Consider the following 20,285-nt stretch of genomic DNA (forward strand, 5'->3'; position numbering starts at 1 on the left):
CGATTACTGCGAGGCTTGGCTGTAAAGTCTAGCGCCTTTAACGCTCTATTTTCGGGGAGTAGATGGAGTACGCGGTGATTTGTCCTGCGACGATGGCTGAAAACATAAATAGGGCGGAGAGACCAATACTTGGGATCGGAAGAATGGATTGCTCAAACACCGACTGGCTCGCGCTAACCAATACACGGCTTCCCGGTACTAAAATGATGATACCTTGAACGATGTATATCGATCCGGTGAGATCGAGTTTTTTAGCTACCCAAGTACCATAAAGCGTAATCAATACCGTAGTCACCCAAGTGCCAACGACCCAACCACTTTCAAAGCCTAAGTAAAACGGTCCCCACATCCCCAGCATCGCAACAGGTAGGCCGAGTAGAATGTCCTTTGGTCTGGCGTTAAAGATAATGCCCAATGAAATTGAGATAAGGAACAGGCCAAAAATATGCAATGCGGTAGGCACTTCATTGATGTAACTCAGCGGCTCTGCTTGTCCCCAAATAGATTCGCCAATATTCAACCCCATAACAATGCCAACAAACAGTTTTATCAAGGTTAATGCACTTTGACCGAGCAAACTGGTCCCCGACACTAAGTCATTGAATGCAAGACACTCCAAAGAGTTGGCGATGGAAAGTCCCGGAACAAACAGGACGATCGCAGCGATGCAGAGTGCCCAAACAGGGATTTCAGCGCCGGTACTGGCGAAGAATGCAACCAATATGCCCGTCAATAAGGCAGCAATGAACTCAACGGCGATCGAGCGCCTAGCTTTGCACACTTGTTGTGCTGACCACACCATAAACCCCAAGAACACAGAAAGATATATCGCGTCCATGGTTGAGCCCACCAACATGAGATAGGCCGGTGGGATCCCCATATTCGCGAGTGCAATAACCCATTTAGGATAACCAACCGGCTCTGGAACCGGCTCTTGGCTCGGTTGGTTAATGCGAATGATGGTGTTCGCCAACAAACTTAAGTTGATGGATGCAGGCTGGTGTCGCTTCATGATGACGGCATTATTGTCATCAGGGAACTGATAGTTGACGGTAGTCGGGGTCGCTTGAATCATCACATCGACACCATGTTTTCGTGCGTAAAACTGTGTGTATTTTTCCAGTTTGTAGGGCGCACATCCACAACGGTGGAGAGTATCGCCTATCTCGACGATTTTACGGATTCTGTACTCTGAAGGCATGGTATGTAGTACGTAAAAATATGTGACGCAAAGGTACCAGAGCTCTGTTTGCTAAACGAGTCAAAGGCGCGCGAACAGTGGCTAAGCTCACACTAAATAAATAGAACAATCAGTAAAGGAAGGGGTGAATTTGAAATCTTAGGTTTCATTGTGTCATCTGGCGGATTTTCCCTCCAACTATAGAGGGTTGTTTGTCACAAAAAACAAAAGTTTTAAAATGTTTCAAATGTTATCTAACTGTAACATCTAAAAGTCACAATCTTCTCAAAAGCCGCAAAGTCAGAATCTGCCGAGACTGTTACAAAATATAGCATTAACAATGATTTTACATTTGAGCGTCGAGCTTGGTTTGTACAAAAAAGATACAATTTGGCCCCTTGATCTTTTTCTTAGATGGGCGAAAATATACGCAAAATGAGTTTGCAAAAATGAAAGGAAGCTTTTTCTAGTTTAAAAGCGAGGTGTCGTATGAAGTTGTTTATCCTGTTTATCATTTCCGTGACTGCTGGTGTCGCATCTGCTGAACACCTTCATTCGTTTCTATTAGGCCTATACATTGCAACTCTTGCTGTTGGCGCGTGCTACTGGTTCGCATTCAGAAGCAGCCGTTTTCCTCAGTTAGCACTTGTATTACTGATCTGTGGCTTCCTAGCCAAAATATCAATCACGGTTGGTGGTGTAGTATGGGGCTTTAGCCAAGGGCTAGTAACGTCTCCGTTTGTGTTCTCGCTGTCGTACTTGTTCTTCTCAATTGTGGCGACTTACTTGTGGTTCAAAGTGAAAGACCGCGCAGTGAACAAGAGCTTGAAAGCAAAAGCCGCTTAATCAGTTTGTTGTAAGTAGAATTGAAAGCCAGAGCTTAGGTCGCTGGCTTTTTTGTGCCCAAAATTGGGTTCGATTTCGCAATAATTTCGATAAATCGCGATTAAAGGTAACGATTGATTACAAAGCTGCTGCGTGCATGACCACGTTGTTTATACTCAAACCGTTCCCTAATTTCATTTGGACTATAGAGCGTCACTATGAGAAAAACGTTTTTCACTTCCACACTCGTCTCTTTGTTTTCTTTTAGCGTTGTAGCTGCTCCCACCATCATCCCTGATCCTCCTGTGATCGGCGCGAAGGGTTATATCTTATTGGACTATCACACTGGCGCTGTACTGGTTGAAAAAAATGCGGATGCTCAGCTTAACCCTGCAAGTCTCACCAAGTTGATGACGGCTTATGTTGCAGGGCAAGAGATTCGAAATGGCAATATTTCATTAGAAGACCAAGTCACGATCAGCCAACGCGCTTGGGCGAAAAACTTTCCTGATTCGTCAAAGATGTTTATTGAAGTCGGAACTGAAGTCTCGTTGCACGATTTGTATCGTGGGTTGATTGTTCAATCGGGGAACGATGCAAGTGTCGCCATCGCAGAGCATGTCGCTGGCAGCGAAGGGGCTTTTGTCAGCCTGATGAATAGCTGGGCGACCAAGCTAGGGCTTGCCAATACTTCGTTTTCAAACCCTCATGGCCTCGACAGTGATGCACTGTATTCCACGCCGCATGACATCGCTAAGCTAAGCCAAGCAATCATCCGAGATTTGCCATCGATTTACCCCCTCTACAGTGAGCGTGCCTTCACTTATAACGGCATTACCCAATACAACCGAAACGGTTTGCTCCGAGACCGCAGTTTGAACGTTGACGGAATGAAAACCGGATACACCAGCGGCGCAGGTTATAGCTTAGCGACCTCTGCAACGAGCGGTAATATGCGATTAATCAGCGTTGTTATGGGGTCAAACAGTACGAAAAGCCGAGAGTCGGAAAGTAAGCAGCTACTTAGCTATGGGTTCCGATTCTTTGATACTGTTTCTCCTGCAAAGGCGGGGGAATCATTAAGTGAGGTGAAAGTGTGGATGGGAGACAAAGACTCACTTAACGTGGGAGTGAGTCAGGACAGCTACTTGACGCTTAACAAAGCCGATGCGGCAAAGTTATCCGCGGAAATCGAAACTAACGGTGAGCTTACTGCTCCTATCTCACAAGGAGACAAAGTAGGTTATGTGATTTATAACGTCGAAGGGCAAGAAGTTGCGCGAGCGGACTTAGTGGCCTTAGAAGATGTTGAGCAAGGAAGCCTGTTCAAACGTTTGATGGACTGGATAAAGCGAACTATCTCAAGCTTCTTTTAGCTGAGATAGCCCTGACGTTGTAATCAGCGAGTCAATAGACTCGCTGATTCTTAATTAGAATTTGTAAGTTGAACCAATGTAGAACGAACCTACAAACTGGCTGTAGTCTTCAAGGCCAACATCCATTACGTAGAAATCCGCTTCGTAACCTGCGCGAATAGCGAAGCCGTTAAATGACGCTGGAGCGTATTCAATACCCAAACCTGAACGTACTGCACCGCCATTGTCGTCAAAATCCCAACCTTGTGCTGCGCCTGCGCCAGTCTCTTTGTAGTTAATTGAACCTAGGCCAATAGTACCGAAAGGACGTAGACCGTTGTCAAATGTGTAACCTAGGTTAGCGGCTACAGTGAAGCTGCTGTGCTCAAGTTTGCCCAGTTTAGAGCCAGATAGCTTAACATCAGTATCACCGTAGTTTGTGTATTGTGCTTCGATACCAACGATACGGTTAATTTGGTAACCAGCGATTAGCTTAACTGAAGTACCACTTGAGTCGGTAGACAGGTGACCTTGGCTACCTAACGCGTAGTTTGCATCGCTCACTAGGCCGCCGTCTTCAAAATTTGTGCTACCAAGACCTGCACCAAGGTAAAAGCCATCGAAATCTTGTGCTGAAGCAAAGCTTGAAACTAGTGCAGTAAGCAGCAGAACTTTTTTCATGTTGTGTTTTCTCATTAATATTCGAACGGAAAAATTGAGCTGCAAACCTTATTCAGTTTTCATTCAAGTAACTAAACCGAAACCAAATAAAAAACACATTTATGTTTTATTCAGTTGTGAGTGGATTGCACTATGGTTGTGATTAAGCTTTTGATAGTTAAGAGTTTAAATTGTTGGTAACTGTTTCTGTTGACACGAAATTTATAAAAAGTTGTTGGGGCTCTTTGTTTTTGAGGTTTGGATGGAAGGTCTTTTTTCAACAGAGAGATAGTGGTGGTTGTCATGGAAAGTAAAGCTTTGACTAAGAGTGATTAAAGCGAGTAGTCAATACTACTCGCATCGACTTAAGTTAAAACTTATAAGTTGTGCCTAAATACCAAGAGCCAACAGATTGGTCGTAATCGCGGTTGGCCCATTTATCCTCTAGTACAAAGTAGTCAGCTTCATAGCTTGCTCGTATCGTAAAGCCCTTAACTACATAAGGTGTATATTCTAGACCAGCACCTAACCGAACAGTGGTACCAGATTCATCTCTTGATTCTTGAGGGTAGATTCTGTTCTTAAGTGTGTATTCAATAAAGCCTATACCCAGTGTCGCGAATGGGCGTACGCCATTGTCGAATGAATGACCAAGGCTTGCGCTAATAGTAAAGGAACGATGTTTGATATCGGCTGCTTTTTGCTCGGCTATTTGAACGCTTGTTTCACCGTATCTAGTGTATTGAGCTTCTACACCTAGAACGCGGTTGATCTGATAGCCTGCGATTAACTTGACTGTACTTCCCTTTGTATCAGTGGAGAGGGGGAGCTCATCATCGTTGAAGACGCCTCCGTCATCAAAGTCCGTACTACCAAGACCAGCACCTAAGTAAAACCCATCAAAACCATGTGCTGAAGCAAAGCCAGAAAACAAGGCGGTAAGTAAGAGAGCTTTTCCCATTTTGTAATTTCTCATTTAGTCAGTGAACGAATGAATTTGGCCGCGCACTTTACAAATTTGTGATCTCGGTAACTAAACTGAAAGCACACGAAATCGACATTTATATCTTGTCTCAATAGTGAGAAATTTCTTGGTTTTGATTGGCTGTGTTCGCTATTTTACTGTTAAGTAAAGGTTTATTTTTAAATAACCATTTCTGTGGATTGTTGATTTATAAAAACTTATCGGTAGACTGTCGCTTTCTCAAAATTTGGACCGGAGTACCTCTTCGTAGGCTATCTCTACTTTTCAGCTCATGTTTTCTGAGCTAGATAAGTTGCCCTCTAAACAAATTGAATGAAGTAATGCAAGCGATTCAGTTTTCGAACTTAACTTTAGAATGTGCAACAAGGACGTTACGCAATCAAAATGGTAATAAAATAGTATTACGACCTCTACCTTATGAGGTCCTGCTGCTGTTACTGCAAGCCAAAGAACCCGTCTCACGGGAAGAACTTTTTGCCCAGTGTTGGGAAGGTACGATTGTCACCGATCAGGCTTTGACGAATGTTATTTGTGGCCTGCGTAGGAATTTATTGTCTCTTAAAGCGAAAGGGACTGAGATTACGACGATTAGCAAAGTAGGTTACTACTTACAAACTGATGCTATCGATATTCAATGCTTGGATGAACGCGTAGAAGATTCTCTAAACATAGAAGAGACTACAGATATAAAACCAAAGGCCTCATCATTGCCATTTTGGAAGCAAAAGGTGATACAACCTTACATTTTAGGGGCTGTGTTTATGCTGACGACGCTGGTGACTTTGCTGTTACTCTTTTACTCTAAACCTTTGGTCACCAAGCCTTCTTACATTAAAAAACATAACTATGAGCATTTCTCAAATGGTGACACAAACTACTACCTCCATGATATGACAGATGGATTTATCGGTGTGTTTGAGTTAAAGCAACAACTAGCAGCCTTGGTAACTACTATATGTGGTGCTGATGTTTATATAAGGCTATACCCTTCTCTCTATGAGCCAGACGAAGTCACATTGACGGTTTGGCTACAGCAAGCCACAGGCAAGCGTAATCACATGTTGCACTTCTTCCGTGTCGATAAGCATCAACTGGCGAGAAACATCGCAGGCTCTTTGGATAACAAGGAGGTTAGATGCGAGTTGCATTAACTCTTTTATTTGGTGTTTTAACGGGTTTTGGTCTTTATTACTACTCTTTGAGTGATGTTGATTTTAGTGGTACGCGTTGGCATTGCTCGGAAACCAAAGCAGGCTTCAGCTCTGAAGCATACAAGCAGTATGCGAAGGTAGATGAACTCACCACCATGTATTTCCCAACCAACAATAGCGTGCTCTATTACCAATCAGGGGCTTTGCATCATAAGTCTGGGCTAGTTGAACCTTATGAGGTTGTTTTAATGGCCAACAACAAAGTGACGGGGCAAAGAATGGAGCAGAGGTTTACGGGGGTGGACTGGAATCTAAAACCAGAGCAGTCACCGACATTTGTTCGAGATAAAAACAGTCTAGCGAGTTTCGAATCTGACTTACATTTCTATATCGAAGGTAAGAAACTGTTCTTCTATGGTAAAAGCGGAAGCGAAGACCTCAATATCGCGTGCCATCAGATCTAAAAAGGGGCGACGTCGCCCCTTGTAACATGGTTATTTCAGTTTGTCCCAAGCCGACTCCCAATGTGAACCAACTCCCGGTTCATAGTGGTTGGCTGATGGCGACCACTGCACGCAGTATCCTGAGTACGGGAACGCTTTGCATTGATAGATGTTGCCATCATTCGCAAGTACTTTGGTTCCCGCCGTGTAGCTTTCCATACCGTTAGGGAAAACATAGTCATAGTCTCCTGATGGCGGTGGTGTTTGCTCTTCTACCAAATGGAAGTCCAAAGTCTCTTGTCCTACCAGTGTGCCTTTGTCATCTTTGGTCACAACAACAAGCATGTGATGTCCAGGCTCTGATTTCGATAACGCTAGTTCTATTGACTGAGCCGCCCCGTCTTCTAACTTGCCCGAGTATGAAGCCAATGACTCCTTGTGATGGTTGTACACCGTCAGTTCAGCGTTTAGATCACCTGTCGCCAAGAGTTCAAGGTTAAGTACGGTGGCGTCTTCGGTCACAGTGTACTTATCTTGCAAGCCTTCAACACTCAAATCGAGCTCTGGTTCAGGCGTTACAATGTCATAGCCTATTTCAACACGCTCAAGTGAAGAGCCCGCTTTTAGGTAAATCGGGTTCGAACCATACACAGGGGCAAAAGCGCCATCTTCTTTGCGTTCACCAGAGCGGATGAGGTTTTGCTCTTGGTTGATTTTGTCTGCGAGGGCAAAAGACCACTGATTCGCTTTGCCTTGCTCTTCACTATTAATGACGATCTGCGTTCGGTAACTGATGTTTTCGCCACTTTGGTCAAATACGCGTGTAAAAACGGTATCTCCGACGTTCAGATCCATGGTTGGATTGATCTGTCCACCTTGGCGCCAATCAGGATCAACAGGCAAATCCCCATCAAATTTCACATCAATAACGTTGTAAAAAGAGGCCGCCGTATCACCAACATCCCACACCGCAAGAATTACGTGGTAACCCTCACGTGTTGGGACATCACATAGGTGGCTGACACGTTTTGGTGGTTGCACCATATTGCCATCGACAACACAGAAAGGCTGTAAATCAAATGATTGACGAGCAAGCGGCTGATTTGGATTCCAATCTGCCTTGGTGATGTAGTATTTCCAGTCTTTTGTTACATGGTTGGCGGTAAACGTCCACTCAAAGAATTGTTGACCGGATTGAATAGGGCGCTTCACCCAGCGGCTGGCGGTTTGTTCATCTAATGCGGCGGCGAGAGAGGTTTCTGCGCTCGCAATTTTGCCATCACGGGGGCCCGCTTCTGGGAAGCCGTCAGGCCCTTCGACACTTTGTGGTTCATATTGAATGGCACCGCATTGCGCATTCTTTTCGTTGGTGTCGCTGGTTGGGAATTTACATAGTGCAGCGCGGCTTGCAGCTACGCCGTTTTCATATGCCGAAACATAGCCGTGGCCAATGGCCGTTCCACTGACAGTGACTAGACTTAAAGCAATGAGCGTTTTTTGAGGGAGTTGATTCATCATCTATCCTTATACATTCGCTGAATAAAAAGATGACACCCTGGCATGATGGCACCCGACTTGGGTGGCGGTCCCGCTATCATAGACTTGAGTAAGTCGACAGACCGGAGACTTTGCGTCCTAACTTTTCAGATAGTTTGCCAGAAGTGCAGTTGAGCACGCGAAATGTAGTGATAGTTTTGTTTAAAAGCGACGATCCGATTACGTTTGTGGAAGGGCAATCTCGATTTGAAATTTCTGACATGAATTAACTTGATTATTTTTCAATGATAAGCTGAATAAAATATTGATAATCAATGCTTTATTTCTCATTTATATTTGATTTGTGAATGATTTTTCCCGCTTTTATTCGTCGCAAATCCATGCCTATTTTCTTCAATATCAACCAAACCTTTAAGCTCCGTTAACGCTGACCTGACATCCACTTGGATAAAAGTGCCGACAATTTATTGATGCTACCAATACAGGGAACAACAATGGAATTCACCGAACAAGACCGAGAAGCGCTTTACCAAACGTGGATGTCACAGAAATCGAAAATGCGCTTAACCCAAATGGAATTTGCCAAAAAACTGGGTATGAATCAGTTGACGTTCTCACAAGTTCTTCGTGGTGAGCGTCCGATGACGATGTCTTTTGTCAGCCATTTTTGTCGTCATCTGCATCTAGAGCCCAAACATACTTTCCCATCGCTTAAAGAGCACCGCGAAGCAGGCCCGAGAGTGGTTTACTTGAAAAGCAGAATGACCGTGGATGGTGAAATACAAAATGCCTACATCGAAGGTAATCAGGTTGTCGTGGAATACGCGCACACAGTGCATGATGCCTAGCCTGTGAAATAGGCTTTATCACGTCACACATTAGAGAGTGGCAGATGAACATGCTATGCTTGGCCAACTTAAATGAACCAGACTGTTTGTCATGCTCGAAAAAGAAAATTTGCTCAAATTAGCCAGAGTGCAAATGCCATTTGGGAAATACGCTGGGCGTGTCTTGATTGATTTGCCTGAAGAGTATTTGCTTTGGTTTGATAAAAAAGGTTTCCCTGAAGGGGAGCTTGGTGACCTCCTTAAGCTATGCCTAGCGCTAAAAATAGAAGGCTTAGATACCGTTGTTAAGCCTTTAAAGCGCATGTAACCTACCAAAAAAACTCTCCACTTAGAACGACAATATTGACTATGAATTTTGACATCGATGCATTGAGGCATCACCAACTGGTTGAGGATGGCCAACTTGAGGGTTGTTATATCCACCAGCCAGCACAAGGTAGCCAACAAGATGATAAAGCTGTGTTAGCAGAGCGCCACGCGTTGGAAAAAATGGGGTATAGGGTTGTGCAAGTTAAAGCGAAAGGCAAAACAACAACGTTCGCTGAAGCAATGCAAAAACTCGCAAAAAACAGTGGGCATCACTTAAACTAATCAACGCGTGTAATTTGCTTTAGCATCGTTACACTCCCCAAGAACACTCCTATTAAAAAGAGTCAGACCGTTAAGGCTGACTCTTTTTTCCGCCAAATTAGCGGTTGAAATATCACATCAAACCTGCGAAAAATACCTCCGTGAGCTGTCATATGGCCAACATTCACAAGAGGTTGGTTGTGAGCCCGTTGATTAATCAAGGAGAGGTGGATGTCAGAGTGTGAACAGGTGATTCAGGCACTGAAAAAGCAATTAAAATCGCACGGTGTGAATTACCAAGATGTCGCCAAAGCGCTGGATTTGAGTGAAGGTTCGGTGAAGCGCCTATTCTCTAACGGTGGCAGCATGAGCCTTGAGCGTTTGTCTGCGGTGTGTGGCTTGATTGACCTGGAAATGACAGCGCTGTTTAAACTTGCCGAAGAAGAGGGTCAAAACCTTTCTTCATTGACTTGGGAGCAGGAAAAACAGTTAGTGGTGGATAAGGCGCTACTGCTGGTCGCCGTTTGTATCACCAATGGTTATCGCTTTGAACAAATCCTAACTCAATACAACCTCAGTGAGCCTCAGTTGATTCAAAAACTGGCGCACCTTGATCGCCTCAAAGTGATTGAGTTGATGCCGGGTAATCGCATCAAACTCAAAATCTCTTCCTCGTTTTCGTGGATTGCAGGGGGGCCTATTCAGCAGTTCTTCCAGCAGCAGGTCGTAAACACCTTCTTCCACACCCACTTTTCCAAAAATGACGAAAAACTGGTGATGGCGACAGGGTTGATGTCGTTACCTACCAATCACAAGCTCCAACAGCGGATTCAACGATTAGTGAAAGAGTTTTATGAATCGTGCAATAGCGACAACGAGTTGGCTATGGAGCAGCGACATGGCACCTCTATGGTGATTGCCATGCGTCGCTGGAGCTTCCCCTTATTTGATGAGTTCGAAATAAAAGACGACGCGGAGAAAAGTCGTATCGGATAACACCTGCGGTAATACTATTTGCTACTTTGCTCGCTGAGCTTTGTTGCTGCCTCTCCTTCGTGCAACCTACTGAACAGCCAGAGAAAGACTCTCTGATGACAGAAGATAACGGAGGCAACAATGTTGAACCGACTGAAAATGATTTCACAAACCGCCATCTGGAGCGTTTTGTTTATCGCTGTACTTATCGCTACGTTTTCATCAAAAGCGCTAGCTGCTGGATTACTCAAGCCCATTGGCAGCCAATATAAAGATCTTCAGATCGAATCCCATCATGTTGATGTCGCAATTCAGGATGGATACGCAACCACGTCTATAGAACAAACCTTCTTCAATCCCAATGACTCTGAACTGGAAGCTTTGTACTCATTCCCTGTTCCGCAAAACGCCGTTGTGGGTGAGTTTATTTATTGGATCAATGGCTCACCAGTCATTGCCGAGGCGGTCCCTAAAGAAAAAGCCCGTAAGATTTACGACGACCAAAAAGCGCAAGGCAACGCCACAGCACTGACTGAAAAAGACGAATACAAAACCTTTGATATTCGAGTGTATCCAGTGCAGCCGCAACAGAGCGTGAAGGTAAAACTCGTCTATATGCAAGATGCCTTGTTGGACCATGGTATCGGACGTTATGTTTACCCACTAGAAGAGGGCGGAGTGGATGTCGCTAAAAACAGCTTTTGGACCCGAAACGACAAAGTTGAGCAAGATTTTTCATTCAACGTGACATTACGCTCCGCTTATCCGGTGGATGATGTCAGGCTGCCAGCGCACCCTGCGGCAGTGATCTCTCAGCAAGCGGATGGCGAGCATACCACGTGGAAGGCAAACATTAGTAACCACGTCGCCGATGCTGTGCAAGAGGGTGAGTCTATGCAAACCGCTCAGGCTTCAATGAGGCTCGATCAGGACGTTGTTTTCTACTGGCGATTGCAAGATGGCTTGCCGGGGCGAGTGGATATGGTGGCGTACCGTGACCCAGAGTCTTCTAAGCGCGGCACGGTCAAACTGACTTTTACTCCCGGTGATGATCTGACTCGCGTAACACAAGGACGCGACTGGGTGTTCGTGCTGGATAAGTCAGGTTCCATGTCTGGCAAGTACTCGACGCTAGTGGAAGGCGTGCGCCAAGGCTTGGGTAAGTTGCCTTCAGAAGACAGATTCCGCGTTGTGATGTTCGACAGTAAGACCTATGACTTAACGGGTGGATTTGTGGCGGTCAATCAGTCCAATATCAGCAAAGCGCTGCAAGCTGTCGAGCAGGTAGAGCCGAGTAATGGTACCAACCTTTACGAAGGAATGGCTGCTGCGATTCGTAAACTCGATGATGATCGTCCTACTGGCATTGTCCTAGTGACCGATGGTGTCGCAAACGTGGGGGTAACCGAAAAACGCCGTTTCTTTGAATTGATGGAAAAACACGATGTGCGACTGTTTACTTTCATCATGGGGAACAGCGCTAACACGCCGCTCCTCGCGCCAATGACTAAGTTGTCGAACGGTGTTGCGACCTCCGTATCTAACGCGGACGATATTATCGGTCACCTGATGAGCATGACCAGCAAACTGACACATCAAGCATACCGAAACATCCAGCTTGATATCGATGGCGTAAAAATTAAAGACTTGACGCCGGAGCAGATCAGCAGTCTATACCGTGGTGAACAATTGACGGTGTTTGGTCACTACTTCCAAGGCGGGGAAGCGGACATCAAGTTGACTATGGATATTGGTGGGGAATCGCGCGAGTACCGTACTAAAGTGATGCTGCCGGAAACTGCAACTGAACATCCTGAACTTGAAAGAATGTGGGCGCTTTCAGCGATTCGTGACCTACAGGAGCAGATGGACTATTTGGAGCAAAAAGATCGCGACAAAGAGCAGGCGATTGAAGATATTGCCTTGGAATATGGACTGCTAACAGATTACACATCACTGCTTGTGGTAGAAGAAGAGATGTTCCAGCAACTAGGTATGGAGCGCAAAAACCAAGCGAGAGTACTGAAAGAACAAAGTGCTCGCGAGGTTAAAAAGAACAATCCAGTGAAACCAACCCGCGCTGACAAGAATCAGCCGACATTTAATCAACCGACACCAAGTTACTCCGGCGGTGGCAGTGGCGGCGGTGGTGGCAGTATGAACCTCGCTGTATTGCTGAGCATGATATTGTTGGTGGCCGGCCGAGGGGTGATCGCTAAAAAGCCGCGCTAATAAATACAGTTCAAACCGGATAGAGGCTGCGTAATTGCAGCCTCTTGCTTACAGTTTTTTGTTGTGAGGCTACGCAATAAGTTCGCGACTCTTAGGATTGTGAGTAGTTTGAGCCTCTTGTCCCTGATGCATCTACTGAAGCCAATCTTTCACTGATTATTGACGTAACTTGTTACATATCGCTGTAGAAATGGGCGGATTTACGCATGGATTTAATGCGATTTATTGCGTAACTCACTGAATGAGAACAAATGTCATTCACCTAATGAGTGGTTACAATTGCGTGCTAGAAAAAAGTCACTTCCATTGGCTAATATTTAACCAACAAGGAGGTGTTTATGAGACGATTCGAGAACATACTTTTTGCCACACAGGGATTGCCGGGGCACAGCGAAGCATTGGGTCAAGCGATCAGTATAGCCGCCAGTAATCGCGTTCCGGTTTCAGGACTTATCGCCTGTCCCGATTTTCCAAATACGCTTTTTCAGTACCAACAAAGCTATGAACACTCTCTGCACGAATCACTTCAGCAGAGCGTGAAAAATCTGCGAGAGCAGTACAACATTTCACCAGAACAGGTTCCATTTCCATTGCGAGTGAAAGGAAGTGAACAACCAGCGGTTTGCATTATCCAAGAGGCGATTGCTCACCACCATGACCTGATCATCAAAGAGGCGGAACCACTCAGTGAAGGGGCTGAAGGTTTTAAAGCGATCGACATGACGCTACTGCGCAAGTGCCCTTGTCCGGTTTGGCTTCATCGCCCGGCATCTAAACCCAGAGATAAAAGGCGCATTGCCGTTGCGGTGGACCCGATGGCGGTTGGTGATGAGCAACAAGCACTTTCGCGTCGATTGCTGGAACTGTCTCGTTCGATTGCGGACACCTGTGATAGCCGGTTACACATTATTTCCTGTTGGGAATATTATTTGGAGAATTACCTCGACAACCATGTTTGGATCCAAGTGGAAGATTCACAGTTGTCGGAAGAGATTTCAAAAGCAAAAACAAAGCACGAACAAGCATTAAAAAGGTTAATTGAGGATTCTGGTATTTCTGGTGAGTTGGTGATTCACCACTTGCATGGCAAACCAGATGATAAAATTCCAGAGTGTGTTAATGACACTGAAATAGATGTTTTGGTTATGGGGACTTTAGCCCGAACTGGTATTTCTGGCTTTGTGATCGGTAATACTGCCGAGAACATTCTCCAATCGATCAATTGCTCCCTAGTCGCCATGAAGCCAGAGGGCTTTGTCTCTCCCATTACGTAATCGAGAGTTTACTTTCGCTGAAAGAGCAACACCAAGGTAGACAGTAGCCCACAGGTTAATAATTATTTACTGGAGGATTGTATGAAGAAACTATGCCCTATTTGTCAAACTGAGATGCTTGAGCGATCTAACATTCACGTGTGCCCAAGAAATGACATAGGTGACTGCTCCTATGACGCTCTTAATGCGCTGAATGAAGAGTCGACTTTCTTCTTTGATCAGACTAACACCCACGGCGACCTGCGTTCTTACGTCTCTCCTGACAGTAAGTAGGTCTATCCATTGCGAAATTTATATTGAAATGGATGATGGTGACTTGAGTGTTCAGCGGTCTGCTTCAAAGCCTTCGCATTCTAGATAATCCGTTCACCTGTCTTGCTCGGATTTCCTTTCTAACACCCAAATCGACAATTGTGGTTGAAGCCTGAAGTATCAGGAGAGGGCGGTCTTTCCGTTGATTCTATGAGTCACCATCCAAGTGTGAACCTAACGAAATGGATGGCGATATTGAATAGCGTAATAGGGAATAAAAACACACAAGGCTCAAAAGATCGTTCGTTGATTCTTATGATCTTTCCTTTGCTGCCAATGGTCATTTTCGTCTCGCTCATTAGTTGGTATGAGCCGGGAGGCGTAAGTTGGCAAGCGGCTTGGGTTCCGGGTTTAGATGTAAACCCGAGCTTCAAGTTGGATGGCTTGTCTTTCCTATTTGCATGTTTGATCAGCGGTATCGGTGCGCTTATCCAGATTTACGCACTGGCTTACCTGAAGGGGCATTCGTCTCGATTCTCTTTCCACCTGTATTTAACACTGTTCATGTTAGCCATGCTCGGAGTTGTCACGAGCGACAATATCCTGCTCCTTTTTGTGTTTTGGGAGCTCACTACCATCACATCGTATCTTTTGATTGGCTTTAATCATGAGAAAGACAAATCCCGCAAGAATGCATTGCAATCACTTATTGTCACTGGCGCTGGTGGCTTAGCGTTATTAGCTGGTTTGATACTGCTGGGTGAAATGGCTGGCAGTTATGAGATAAGTTCCATCGTCGCGCAAAGTGCGCTGATTGCACAACATGAATGGTTTTTGCCTTCGTTGATTCTGATCTTACTCGGTGCGTTTACTAAATCGGCGCAGTTTCCATTCCACTTCTGGTTACCCAATGCCATGGCAGCGCCAACGCCAGTGAGTGCCTATCTTCATTCTGCCACTATGGTGAAGGCTGGGGTGTACTTACTTACCCGTGTGTCACCTATCTATTCACACAGCGAGATTTGGTTTTACACGCTCGGTATTTTTGGCGGTTTTACCGCGATATGGTGCGCGCTGCTGGCCCTAAAGCAAACCGATTTGAAGCTGATGCTGGCATACAGCACCAACGTCGCCTTAGGTAAATTGGTGCTATTGATAGGCATGGGGACTGAGCTAGCGATGATGGCCGCGCTGTTGTTTATCTTGGCGCACTCGTTCTACAAAGCAGCGCTGTTTATGGTGGTGGGTAATATCGATAAGGCGACAGGAACGCGTGATATTCGAATGCTGCATGGTTTGAAAGCAGCACTAATACTCAGTGTCACAGCCGCAATCCTTGCCGCCTTGTCGAAATCAGGTGTGCCGCCGCTACTTGGGTTCTTAAGCAAAGAATACATGTACAAATCCGGTCTGGAAGTGAGTGTCATCCTAACCTCGATATTCCTTATGGTTAACGTCACCATGGTGGCATTAGCGTTGGCGCTAATCGTTAAACCTTTCTTCGCGACGTATGAAGGTAATCCCACGCTAGCCAAGAAAGTGGAAGCTAGTAAAGGGTTATGGATGCCAGCAATGCTGCTTGCCATAGCCAGTGTGCTTGCGCCGTTATTTGGCTTAGGGTGGATCAACAACAATGTGGTTATTCCGGGTGTTTTGTCGAGCTTGCCTGACTCCGCACCAGAGGCTGCCAAACTGTGGCAGGGCGTGAATCTGCCATTGGCGCTCAGCGCATTAACTTTGTTACTCGGTTTTGTTTTGTATCGAGTCTACCCAAGGCTGCTAGTGATTTGGCAACGTAAAGTACCCGTGTTGCCAACAGCAGAATCCGTTTTCGACCAAATCATGGTTAGCATGATGCGTTTGGCGAAATGGCAAACGCAGTTATTGCAGCAAAAGCGCTTAAGCCATTACGTATTGTTGTTCTTTATTGTGCTGGCTGGATTGCTGTTAAGCAGCCCGTTAGTGATCCCACAAGCTCGTTTTGCTGCATTAGCAGACATTAGCTTCTACGAAATCAGCATTGCGCTGTTGCTCATTGGGGCTGCCTTAGTTTGCACTTTTACCACGTCTCGTTTGCTGGCTGTCTCTGCCCTTGGCGTGGTGGGCTTTATGACCACCTTAGTCTTTATGCTTTACAGCGCACCAGATGTAGCGAAAACCTTATTGTTGGTAGAAACCTTGATGGTTGTATTTGTGGTGCTCTTGATACGCCACATCCCAGGTCTATTGACGGTAGCGCAACATACTGTACGTCGAAGATTACTGCATGGGGCGATAGCGGGTGTGATTGGTATGTCGGTAACGGCGTTATTGATAAACATCACCGCACAACCTTTAGATTCCACTCTGGCTGATTTCTTCGCAGAGAACAGCGTTCCCGGCGGGCATGGACGCAACATCGTCAACGTGATTTTGGTCGATTTCCGAGCCTTCGATACGTTAGGCGAGGTGATTGTGGTCGTAATGGCGGGCATCGCTGCGGTTAGCTTGTTGAAAACGCACTATCACAAACGCAACCGTATCCGTTCCCTTATCTTTGCGACTACCGCACACATTGTTGCAGCGCTGATGTTGGTGTTCTCACTTTACCTTTTATTACGAGGTCACAACGAACCGGGTGGTGGCTTCATTGGAGCGCTGATCGCTGTAATTGGTTTTGCGCTACTGATGTTTGCAGAATCGCCAAAGTATGTGCGTGACCGCTTGTATTACGCGCCATTTAGCATTGCTCTGTTTGGCATTTTCTTAAGCTTTGTGGCTGGCCTAATAAGCTTTGCCTTCAATTTGCCGTTCCTGACGGGTTTGTGGTGGAAAGACATTCTGCCACTTGGCACACCGCTGATATTCGATGTCGGCATTTACCTCGCCATTATTGGCGGCGTGATGGGGATGTTGCTGCGCGTGAATGAGGAGTTGGACTGATGGAAATACTATGGAGTCTCGTGGTCGGTGTGTTTGTCGCTGCTGGTGTCTATCTCATGCTTGAACGACACATCTTACGCTTACTATTCGGTTTGATCTTGTTGAGCAGTGCGGTGAACATCGCGATTTTCACTGCTGGACGTTTAACCCCCGGACTACCGCCATTGATTGAGGCGAATTCGGTGTTGCCACCAGAAGGTGCGGCAAACCCGCTTCCTCAAGCCTTAATTTTGACCGCCATTGTGATTGGCTTTGGTTTGTTGGTGTTCGCATTAATGTTGTTTTACCGCGCGTATTCCGAGGCGGGCTCGGCAGATGTGGATGCGATGCGACGTTCTGAGGAGGATGAATGACGACGATTTGGTTGACGTTACCCGTAGTTGTTTCACTTCTTACCGCTGTCGCCATCTTCTGCGTGAAGCGTAACAAAGCGCTGGTGGATGCAATAAGCGGCACAAGCGCATTGGCAACCTTGGTGATTGCAGCATTGTTGACGCACGATGTCATCAACGGCGGTCCACAAGCAGTGGCATTCGGTCAATGGGCTGCGCCATTTGGCATTGTTTTTGTGGCGGATTATCTTGCCGTTGCCATGGTGATGGTGACGGCCATTATTGGTGTAGTTAGCGTGTTCTACGCCATGGGCGATCTGCAAGAAAAGGCGTCTTACGGCACGTTTCATGCGTTAATGCATGTCTTGTTGGCCGGCGTGTATGGAGCGTTTCTTACTGGCGACATTTTCAACCTCTACGTGTGGTTCGAGGTGATGTTGATAGCATCGTTTGGTTTGATGATCTTAGATGGATCAAAGCATCAAGTGGATGGAGCAGTGAAGTACGTGATGCTCAATCTAATTTCGACCTTGGTCTTCTTGCTCGCGATTGGCTTACTCTACGGTGCTACAGGGACTTTGAACCTCGCGGATTTACACGCCAAAGCTGCACTGATTCCGTCAGACACCAAAACCTTGCTCGCGGTACTGTTCCTATTCGCGTTTGCAATTAAAGCGGCGTTGTTCCCTGTTTTTGCTTGGCTTCCTGCTTCTTACCATACGTTGCCGAGCGCGGTTGTCGCACTGTTTGCAGCGTTGCTGACCAAGGTTGGGGTGTACGCATTAATCCGTGTGTTCACCTTGATTTTCCCGCTATCAGAAAGCGGTTGGCAACCGACTTTGATGTGGGTGGCAGGGCTTACGATGTTAACTGGCGTATTGGGGGCAGCGAGCCAGTACGACATTAAAAAGATTCTCTCTTTCCATATCATCAGCCAGATTGGTTACATGATCATGGGATTGGCGATCTACACGCCGCTTGCCATTGCGGGCGCGATTTTCTACATCGTGCACCACATCATAGTGAAAGCAAATTTATTTCTGATTGGCGGCTTTATCGAGCGTAAATATGGCTCGGGTAATCTGGGGCAATTAGGTGGCGTCTACAAAGCCATGCCTTGGCTCGCTTTCTTGTTTCTCATTCCTGCATTTTCTTTAGCGGGGTTTCCACCTTTGTCGGGCTTCTGGGGCAAGTTCCTTGTCATCAAATCTAGCTTGCAAACCGAGTTTTATTGGCTTGCAGGGGCAGCGCTCTTAGTGGGGCTGTTAACGGTGTTCTCGATGACCAAGATCTGGAACGAGGTGTTTTGGAAAAAGCCTCAGCAAACACTCAAAGCTCAGCCAATGAACAATTACACAAAAGGGTTGTATTGCGTGCCAATAGCGACATTGACCACGTTAAGCCTGATTATTGGTTTGGCAGCCGAGCCGTTTTACCAATTTGCAGAACTCGCCGCAGAACAGTTGATTGAGCCACAAGCTTATGTAAAAGCGGTTCTTGGAGAGAGTGCTTTAGCTGACACTGCAATAGTTGACAGCGAAATAGCTGAACACGTGGCATTGAATGCATCGGGAGGGAACCAATGATTTATCTGTTTTTAAACTTGTTTCTCGCTTTGGCTTGGATGCTGCTAAACGGCAACTATACAGGCACGAATTTCATTCTTGGTTTTGTGGTCGGTTTTTTGGCATTGCGACTTAGCCAACCGTTTGGGTTGAAAACCAGTTACTTCCGACGCTTCCGTGCTTTGGTCGGCCTGTTTCTTTTCTTCTGTTATGAGATGGTGATATCGGTAGCCAGAGTTGTCTGGGATGTGGTTACGCCAACCCATTTGAGTGACCCAGATATTGTTTATGTGCCGCTAGATGCCGAGTCAGATTTAGAGATCTCGTTGCTCGCCAACATGGTTTCACTTACTCCGGGGAGCTTGAGCTTAGATGTCACGCCAGATAAGAAGCACATGGTGGTGCACGCGATGTTTGCACCCGAGCACGAAAAGGTAATTCGAGAGATCAAAGATGGTTTAGAGAAACGGATTTTGGAGGTGACGCGTGGCTGATGGATTACAGGTAGGTAGTTGGTTACAGATGAGCATCACGTTCGCTTATATTGGCTTGTTGCTCAGTGTTGTGATGGCATTCATTCGTTTGGTTCTTGGTCCAACCTTAGCCGATAGAGTGATAGCGCTTGATCTGATTTCATTTGTAACAGTGGGTTTTATTGCCGTTTATACCTTAGATAGTGGACAAAAATCCTTGTTGGATATTGCTATCACGCTCGGTCTAGTGGCCTTCCTCGGGACGATTGCATTTGCAAGGCTTATCTTCAAAAGAAAAGGAGAGGTGTAATGGACATTATTGTAGGGATTTTACTCTGTCTCGGAACCTTGTTTACGCTCATCGCGAGTCTTGGGATCTTGCGAATGCCTGACCTTTACACGCGAATGCACGCTGCAACCAAAGCTGGCACGGTGGGCTTAGCTTCGTTGTTATTGGCAGTGGCGATAGCGATACCGGATATCACGGTAATTTCTCGAGTGATTGGCACAATGTTGTTTATCTTTATCACCGCCCCGGTAGCGGCACACTTGCTGGGTAAGGCGACGCAGGAAAGTGGTTATCAAATCTGGCGAAACAACAAATAGCTAAGTAATTTGGAGATGAGCCGCTCTTCTACGACTTATTAGACACTAGTGTGCTAGATCACGCATTGTCTCGATCCGTGACATTTAGAGTCATGTTAAGAGAGGCTGATTATTATCGCTAACATCCTTGGGCTAAATAG

At 46.0% G+C, this 20,285-nt stretch carries 21 protein-coding genes and 1 riboswitch; of the genes, 17 read left to right on the forward strand and 4 right to left on the reverse strand.

Annotation, left to right across the window (positions count from 1 at the left end; genetic code table 11):
• Positions 1 to 37: 37 nt before the first annotated feature.
• The gene (locus ACUALS_RS16200; RefSeq protein ID WP_005470145.1) at positions 38 to 1,201 is read right to left on the reverse strand and encodes a threonine/serine exporter family protein; all 1,164 of its coding nucleotides are present in this window, start codon (positions 1,199 to 1,201) and stop codon (positions 38 to 40) included.
• A gap of 468 nt (positions 1,202 to 1,669) precedes the next feature.
• On the opposite strand from ACUALS_RS16200, the gene ACUALS_RS16205 reads away from it, so the two are divergent.
• Entirely contained in the window at positions 1,670 to 2,026 is a 357-nt protein-coding gene (locus tag ACUALS_RS16205; protein WP_038136275.1) for a hypothetical protein, read from the forward strand.
• Positions 2,027 to 2,223: 197 nt separating this feature from the next.
• A complete protein-coding gene (locus ACUALS_RS16210) occupies positions 2,224 to 3,381 on the forward strand; it encodes a D-alanyl-D-alanine carboxypeptidase family protein (RefSeq protein WP_454449846.1) in 1,158 nt (385 codons plus the stop codon).
• Between the two features lie 54 nt (positions 3,382 to 3,435).
• Here the strand turns inward: ACUALS_RS16210 and ACUALS_RS16215 are convergent, their stop codons facing one another.
• Both ACUALS_RS16215 and ACUALS_RS16220 read right to left on the reverse strand, forming a co-directional pair.
• On the reverse strand, positions 3,436 to 4,041 hold the full coding sequence (locus tag ACUALS_RS16215) for a porin family protein (RefSeq protein WP_322414059.1): 606 nt from the start codon (positions 4,039 to 4,041) through the stop codon (positions 3,436 to 3,438).
• Positions 4,042 to 4,390: 349 nt separating this feature from the next.
• On the reverse strand, positions 4,391 to 4,981 hold the full coding sequence (locus ACUALS_RS16220; RefSeq protein ID WP_454449847.1) for a porin family protein: 591 nt from the start codon (positions 4,979 to 4,981) through the stop codon (positions 4,391 to 4,393).
• Between the two features lie 344 nt (positions 4,982 to 5,325).
• Here ACUALS_RS16220 and ACUALS_RS16225 point away from each other — a divergent pair, with 344 nt between their 5' ends.
• The gene (locus tag ACUALS_RS16225; RefSeq protein WP_454449848.1) at positions 5,326 to 6,156 is read left to right on the forward strand and encodes a winged helix-turn-helix domain-containing protein; all 831 of its coding nucleotides are present in this window, start codon (positions 5,326 to 5,328) and stop codon (positions 6,154 to 6,156) included.
• Positions 6,141 to 6,620, forward strand: a complete 480-nt coding sequence (locus ACUALS_RS16230) for a hypothetical protein (protein WP_454449849.1) — start codon at positions 6,141 to 6,143, stop codon at positions 6,618 to 6,620. The genes ACUALS_RS16225 and ACUALS_RS16230 overlap by 16 nt, the downstream gene beginning before the upstream one ends.
• A gap of 30 nt (positions 6,621 to 6,650) precedes the next feature.
• Here the strand turns inward: ACUALS_RS16230 and gbpA are convergent, their stop codons facing one another.
• On the reverse strand, positions 6,651 to 8,114 hold the full coding sequence (gbpA, locus tag ACUALS_RS16235; RefSeq protein WP_454450037.1) for an N-acetylglucosamine-binding protein GbpA: 1,464 nt from the start codon (positions 8,112 to 8,114) through the stop codon (positions 6,651 to 6,653).
• A gap of 63 nt (positions 8,115 to 8,177) precedes the next feature.
• Positions 8,178 to 8,266, reverse strand: a riboswitch (cyclic di-GMP riboswitch).
• 324 nt (positions 8,267 to 8,590) lie between these two features.
• On the opposite strand from gbpA, the gene ACUALS_RS16240 reads away from it, so the two are divergent.
• The 13 genes from ACUALS_RS16240 to mnhG all read left to right on the forward strand — a co-directional run bounded on the left by ACUALS_RS16240 (position 8,591) and on the right by mnhG (position 20,145).
• Positions 8,591 to 8,944 carry a helix-turn-helix domain-containing protein gene (locus ACUALS_RS16240; RefSeq protein ID WP_005474660.1) on the forward strand — a complete coding sequence of 118 codons (354 nt, stop codon included), beginning with the start codon at positions 8,591 to 8,593 and terminating at the stop codon, positions 8,942 to 8,944.
• 91 nt (positions 8,945 to 9,035) lie between these two features.
• A complete protein-coding gene (locus ACUALS_RS16245; RefSeq protein ID WP_038136282.1) occupies positions 9,036 to 9,251 on the forward strand; it encodes a DUF3820 family protein in 216 nt (71 codons plus the stop codon).
• A gap of 41 nt (positions 9,252 to 9,292) precedes the next feature.
• Positions 9,293 to 9,535 carry a hypothetical protein gene (locus ACUALS_RS16250; protein WP_039473593.1) on the forward strand — a complete coding sequence of 81 codons (243 nt, stop codon included), beginning with the start codon at positions 9,293 to 9,295 and terminating at the stop codon, positions 9,533 to 9,535.
• Positions 9,536 to 9,745: 210 nt separating this feature from the next.
• Positions 9,746 to 10,510, forward strand: a complete 765-nt coding sequence (locus ACUALS_RS16255; protein ID WP_454449850.1) for a helix-turn-helix domain-containing protein — start codon at positions 9,746 to 9,748, stop codon at positions 10,508 to 10,510.
• A 120-nt stretch (positions 10,511 to 10,630) separates the two neighbouring features.
• Complete coding sequence (locus tag ACUALS_RS16260; protein ID WP_454449851.1) at positions 10,631 to 12,721, forward strand: VIT and vWA domain-containing protein; 2,091 nt, start codon at positions 10,631 to 10,633, stop codon at positions 12,719 to 12,721.
• Between the two features lie 338 nt (positions 12,722 to 13,059).
• Positions 13,060 to 13,995 (forward strand): universal stress protein, encoded by a 936-nt coding sequence (locus tag ACUALS_RS16265; protein ID WP_454449852.1) that lies wholly within the window; start codon positions 13,060 to 13,062, stop codon positions 13,993 to 13,995.
• An 81-nt stretch (positions 13,996 to 14,076) separates the two neighbouring features.
• Positions 14,077 to 14,268 carry a hypothetical protein gene (locus ACUALS_RS16270; RefSeq protein WP_083794680.1) on the forward strand — a complete coding sequence of 64 codons (192 nt, stop codon included), beginning with the start codon at positions 14,077 to 14,079 and terminating at the stop codon, positions 14,266 to 14,268.
• 294 nt (positions 14,269 to 14,562) lie between these two features.
• Entirely contained in the window at positions 14,563 to 17,169 is a 2,607-nt protein-coding gene (gene mbhE, locus ACUALS_RS16275) for a hydrogen gas-evolving membrane-bound hydrogenase subunit E (RefSeq protein ID WP_454450038.1), read from the forward strand.
• Positions 17,169 to 17,522, forward strand: coding sequence for a Na+/H+ antiporter subunit C (locus tag ACUALS_RS16280; RefSeq protein WP_009704566.1), 354 nt, complete (start codon positions 17,169 to 17,171; stop codon positions 17,520 to 17,522). The genes mbhE and ACUALS_RS16280 overlap by 1 nt, the downstream gene beginning before the upstream one ends.
• On the forward strand, positions 17,519 to 19,087 hold the full coding sequence (locus ACUALS_RS16285) for a proton-conducting transporter transmembrane domain-containing protein (RefSeq protein ID WP_454449853.1): 1,569 nt from the start codon (positions 17,519 to 17,521) through the stop codon (positions 19,085 to 19,087). Before ACUALS_RS16280 ends, ACUALS_RS16285 begins: the two co-directional genes overlap by 4 nt.
• Positions 19,084 to 19,560 (forward strand): Na+/H+ antiporter subunit E, encoded by a 477-nt coding sequence (locus ACUALS_RS16290; protein ID WP_454449854.1) that lies wholly within the window; start codon positions 19,084 to 19,086, stop codon positions 19,558 to 19,560. Before ACUALS_RS16285 ends, ACUALS_RS16290 begins: the two co-directional genes overlap by 4 nt.
• 28 nt (positions 19,561 to 19,588) lie before the next feature.
• Entirely contained in the window at positions 19,589 to 19,849 is a 261-nt protein-coding gene (locus ACUALS_RS16295; protein ID WP_454450039.1) for a monovalent cation/H+ antiporter complex subunit F, read from the forward strand.
• The gene (gene mnhG / locus ACUALS_RS16300; RefSeq protein ID WP_454449855.1) at positions 19,849 to 20,145 is read left to right on the forward strand and encodes a monovalent cation/H(+) antiporter subunit G; all 297 of its coding nucleotides are present in this window, start codon (positions 19,849 to 19,851) and stop codon (positions 20,143 to 20,145) included. Before ACUALS_RS16295 ends, mnhG begins: the two co-directional genes overlap by 1 nt.
• Positions 20,146 to 20,285 lie beyond the last annotated feature (140 nt).

This window comes from Vibrio sp. NH-7 (assembly GCF_053643215.1).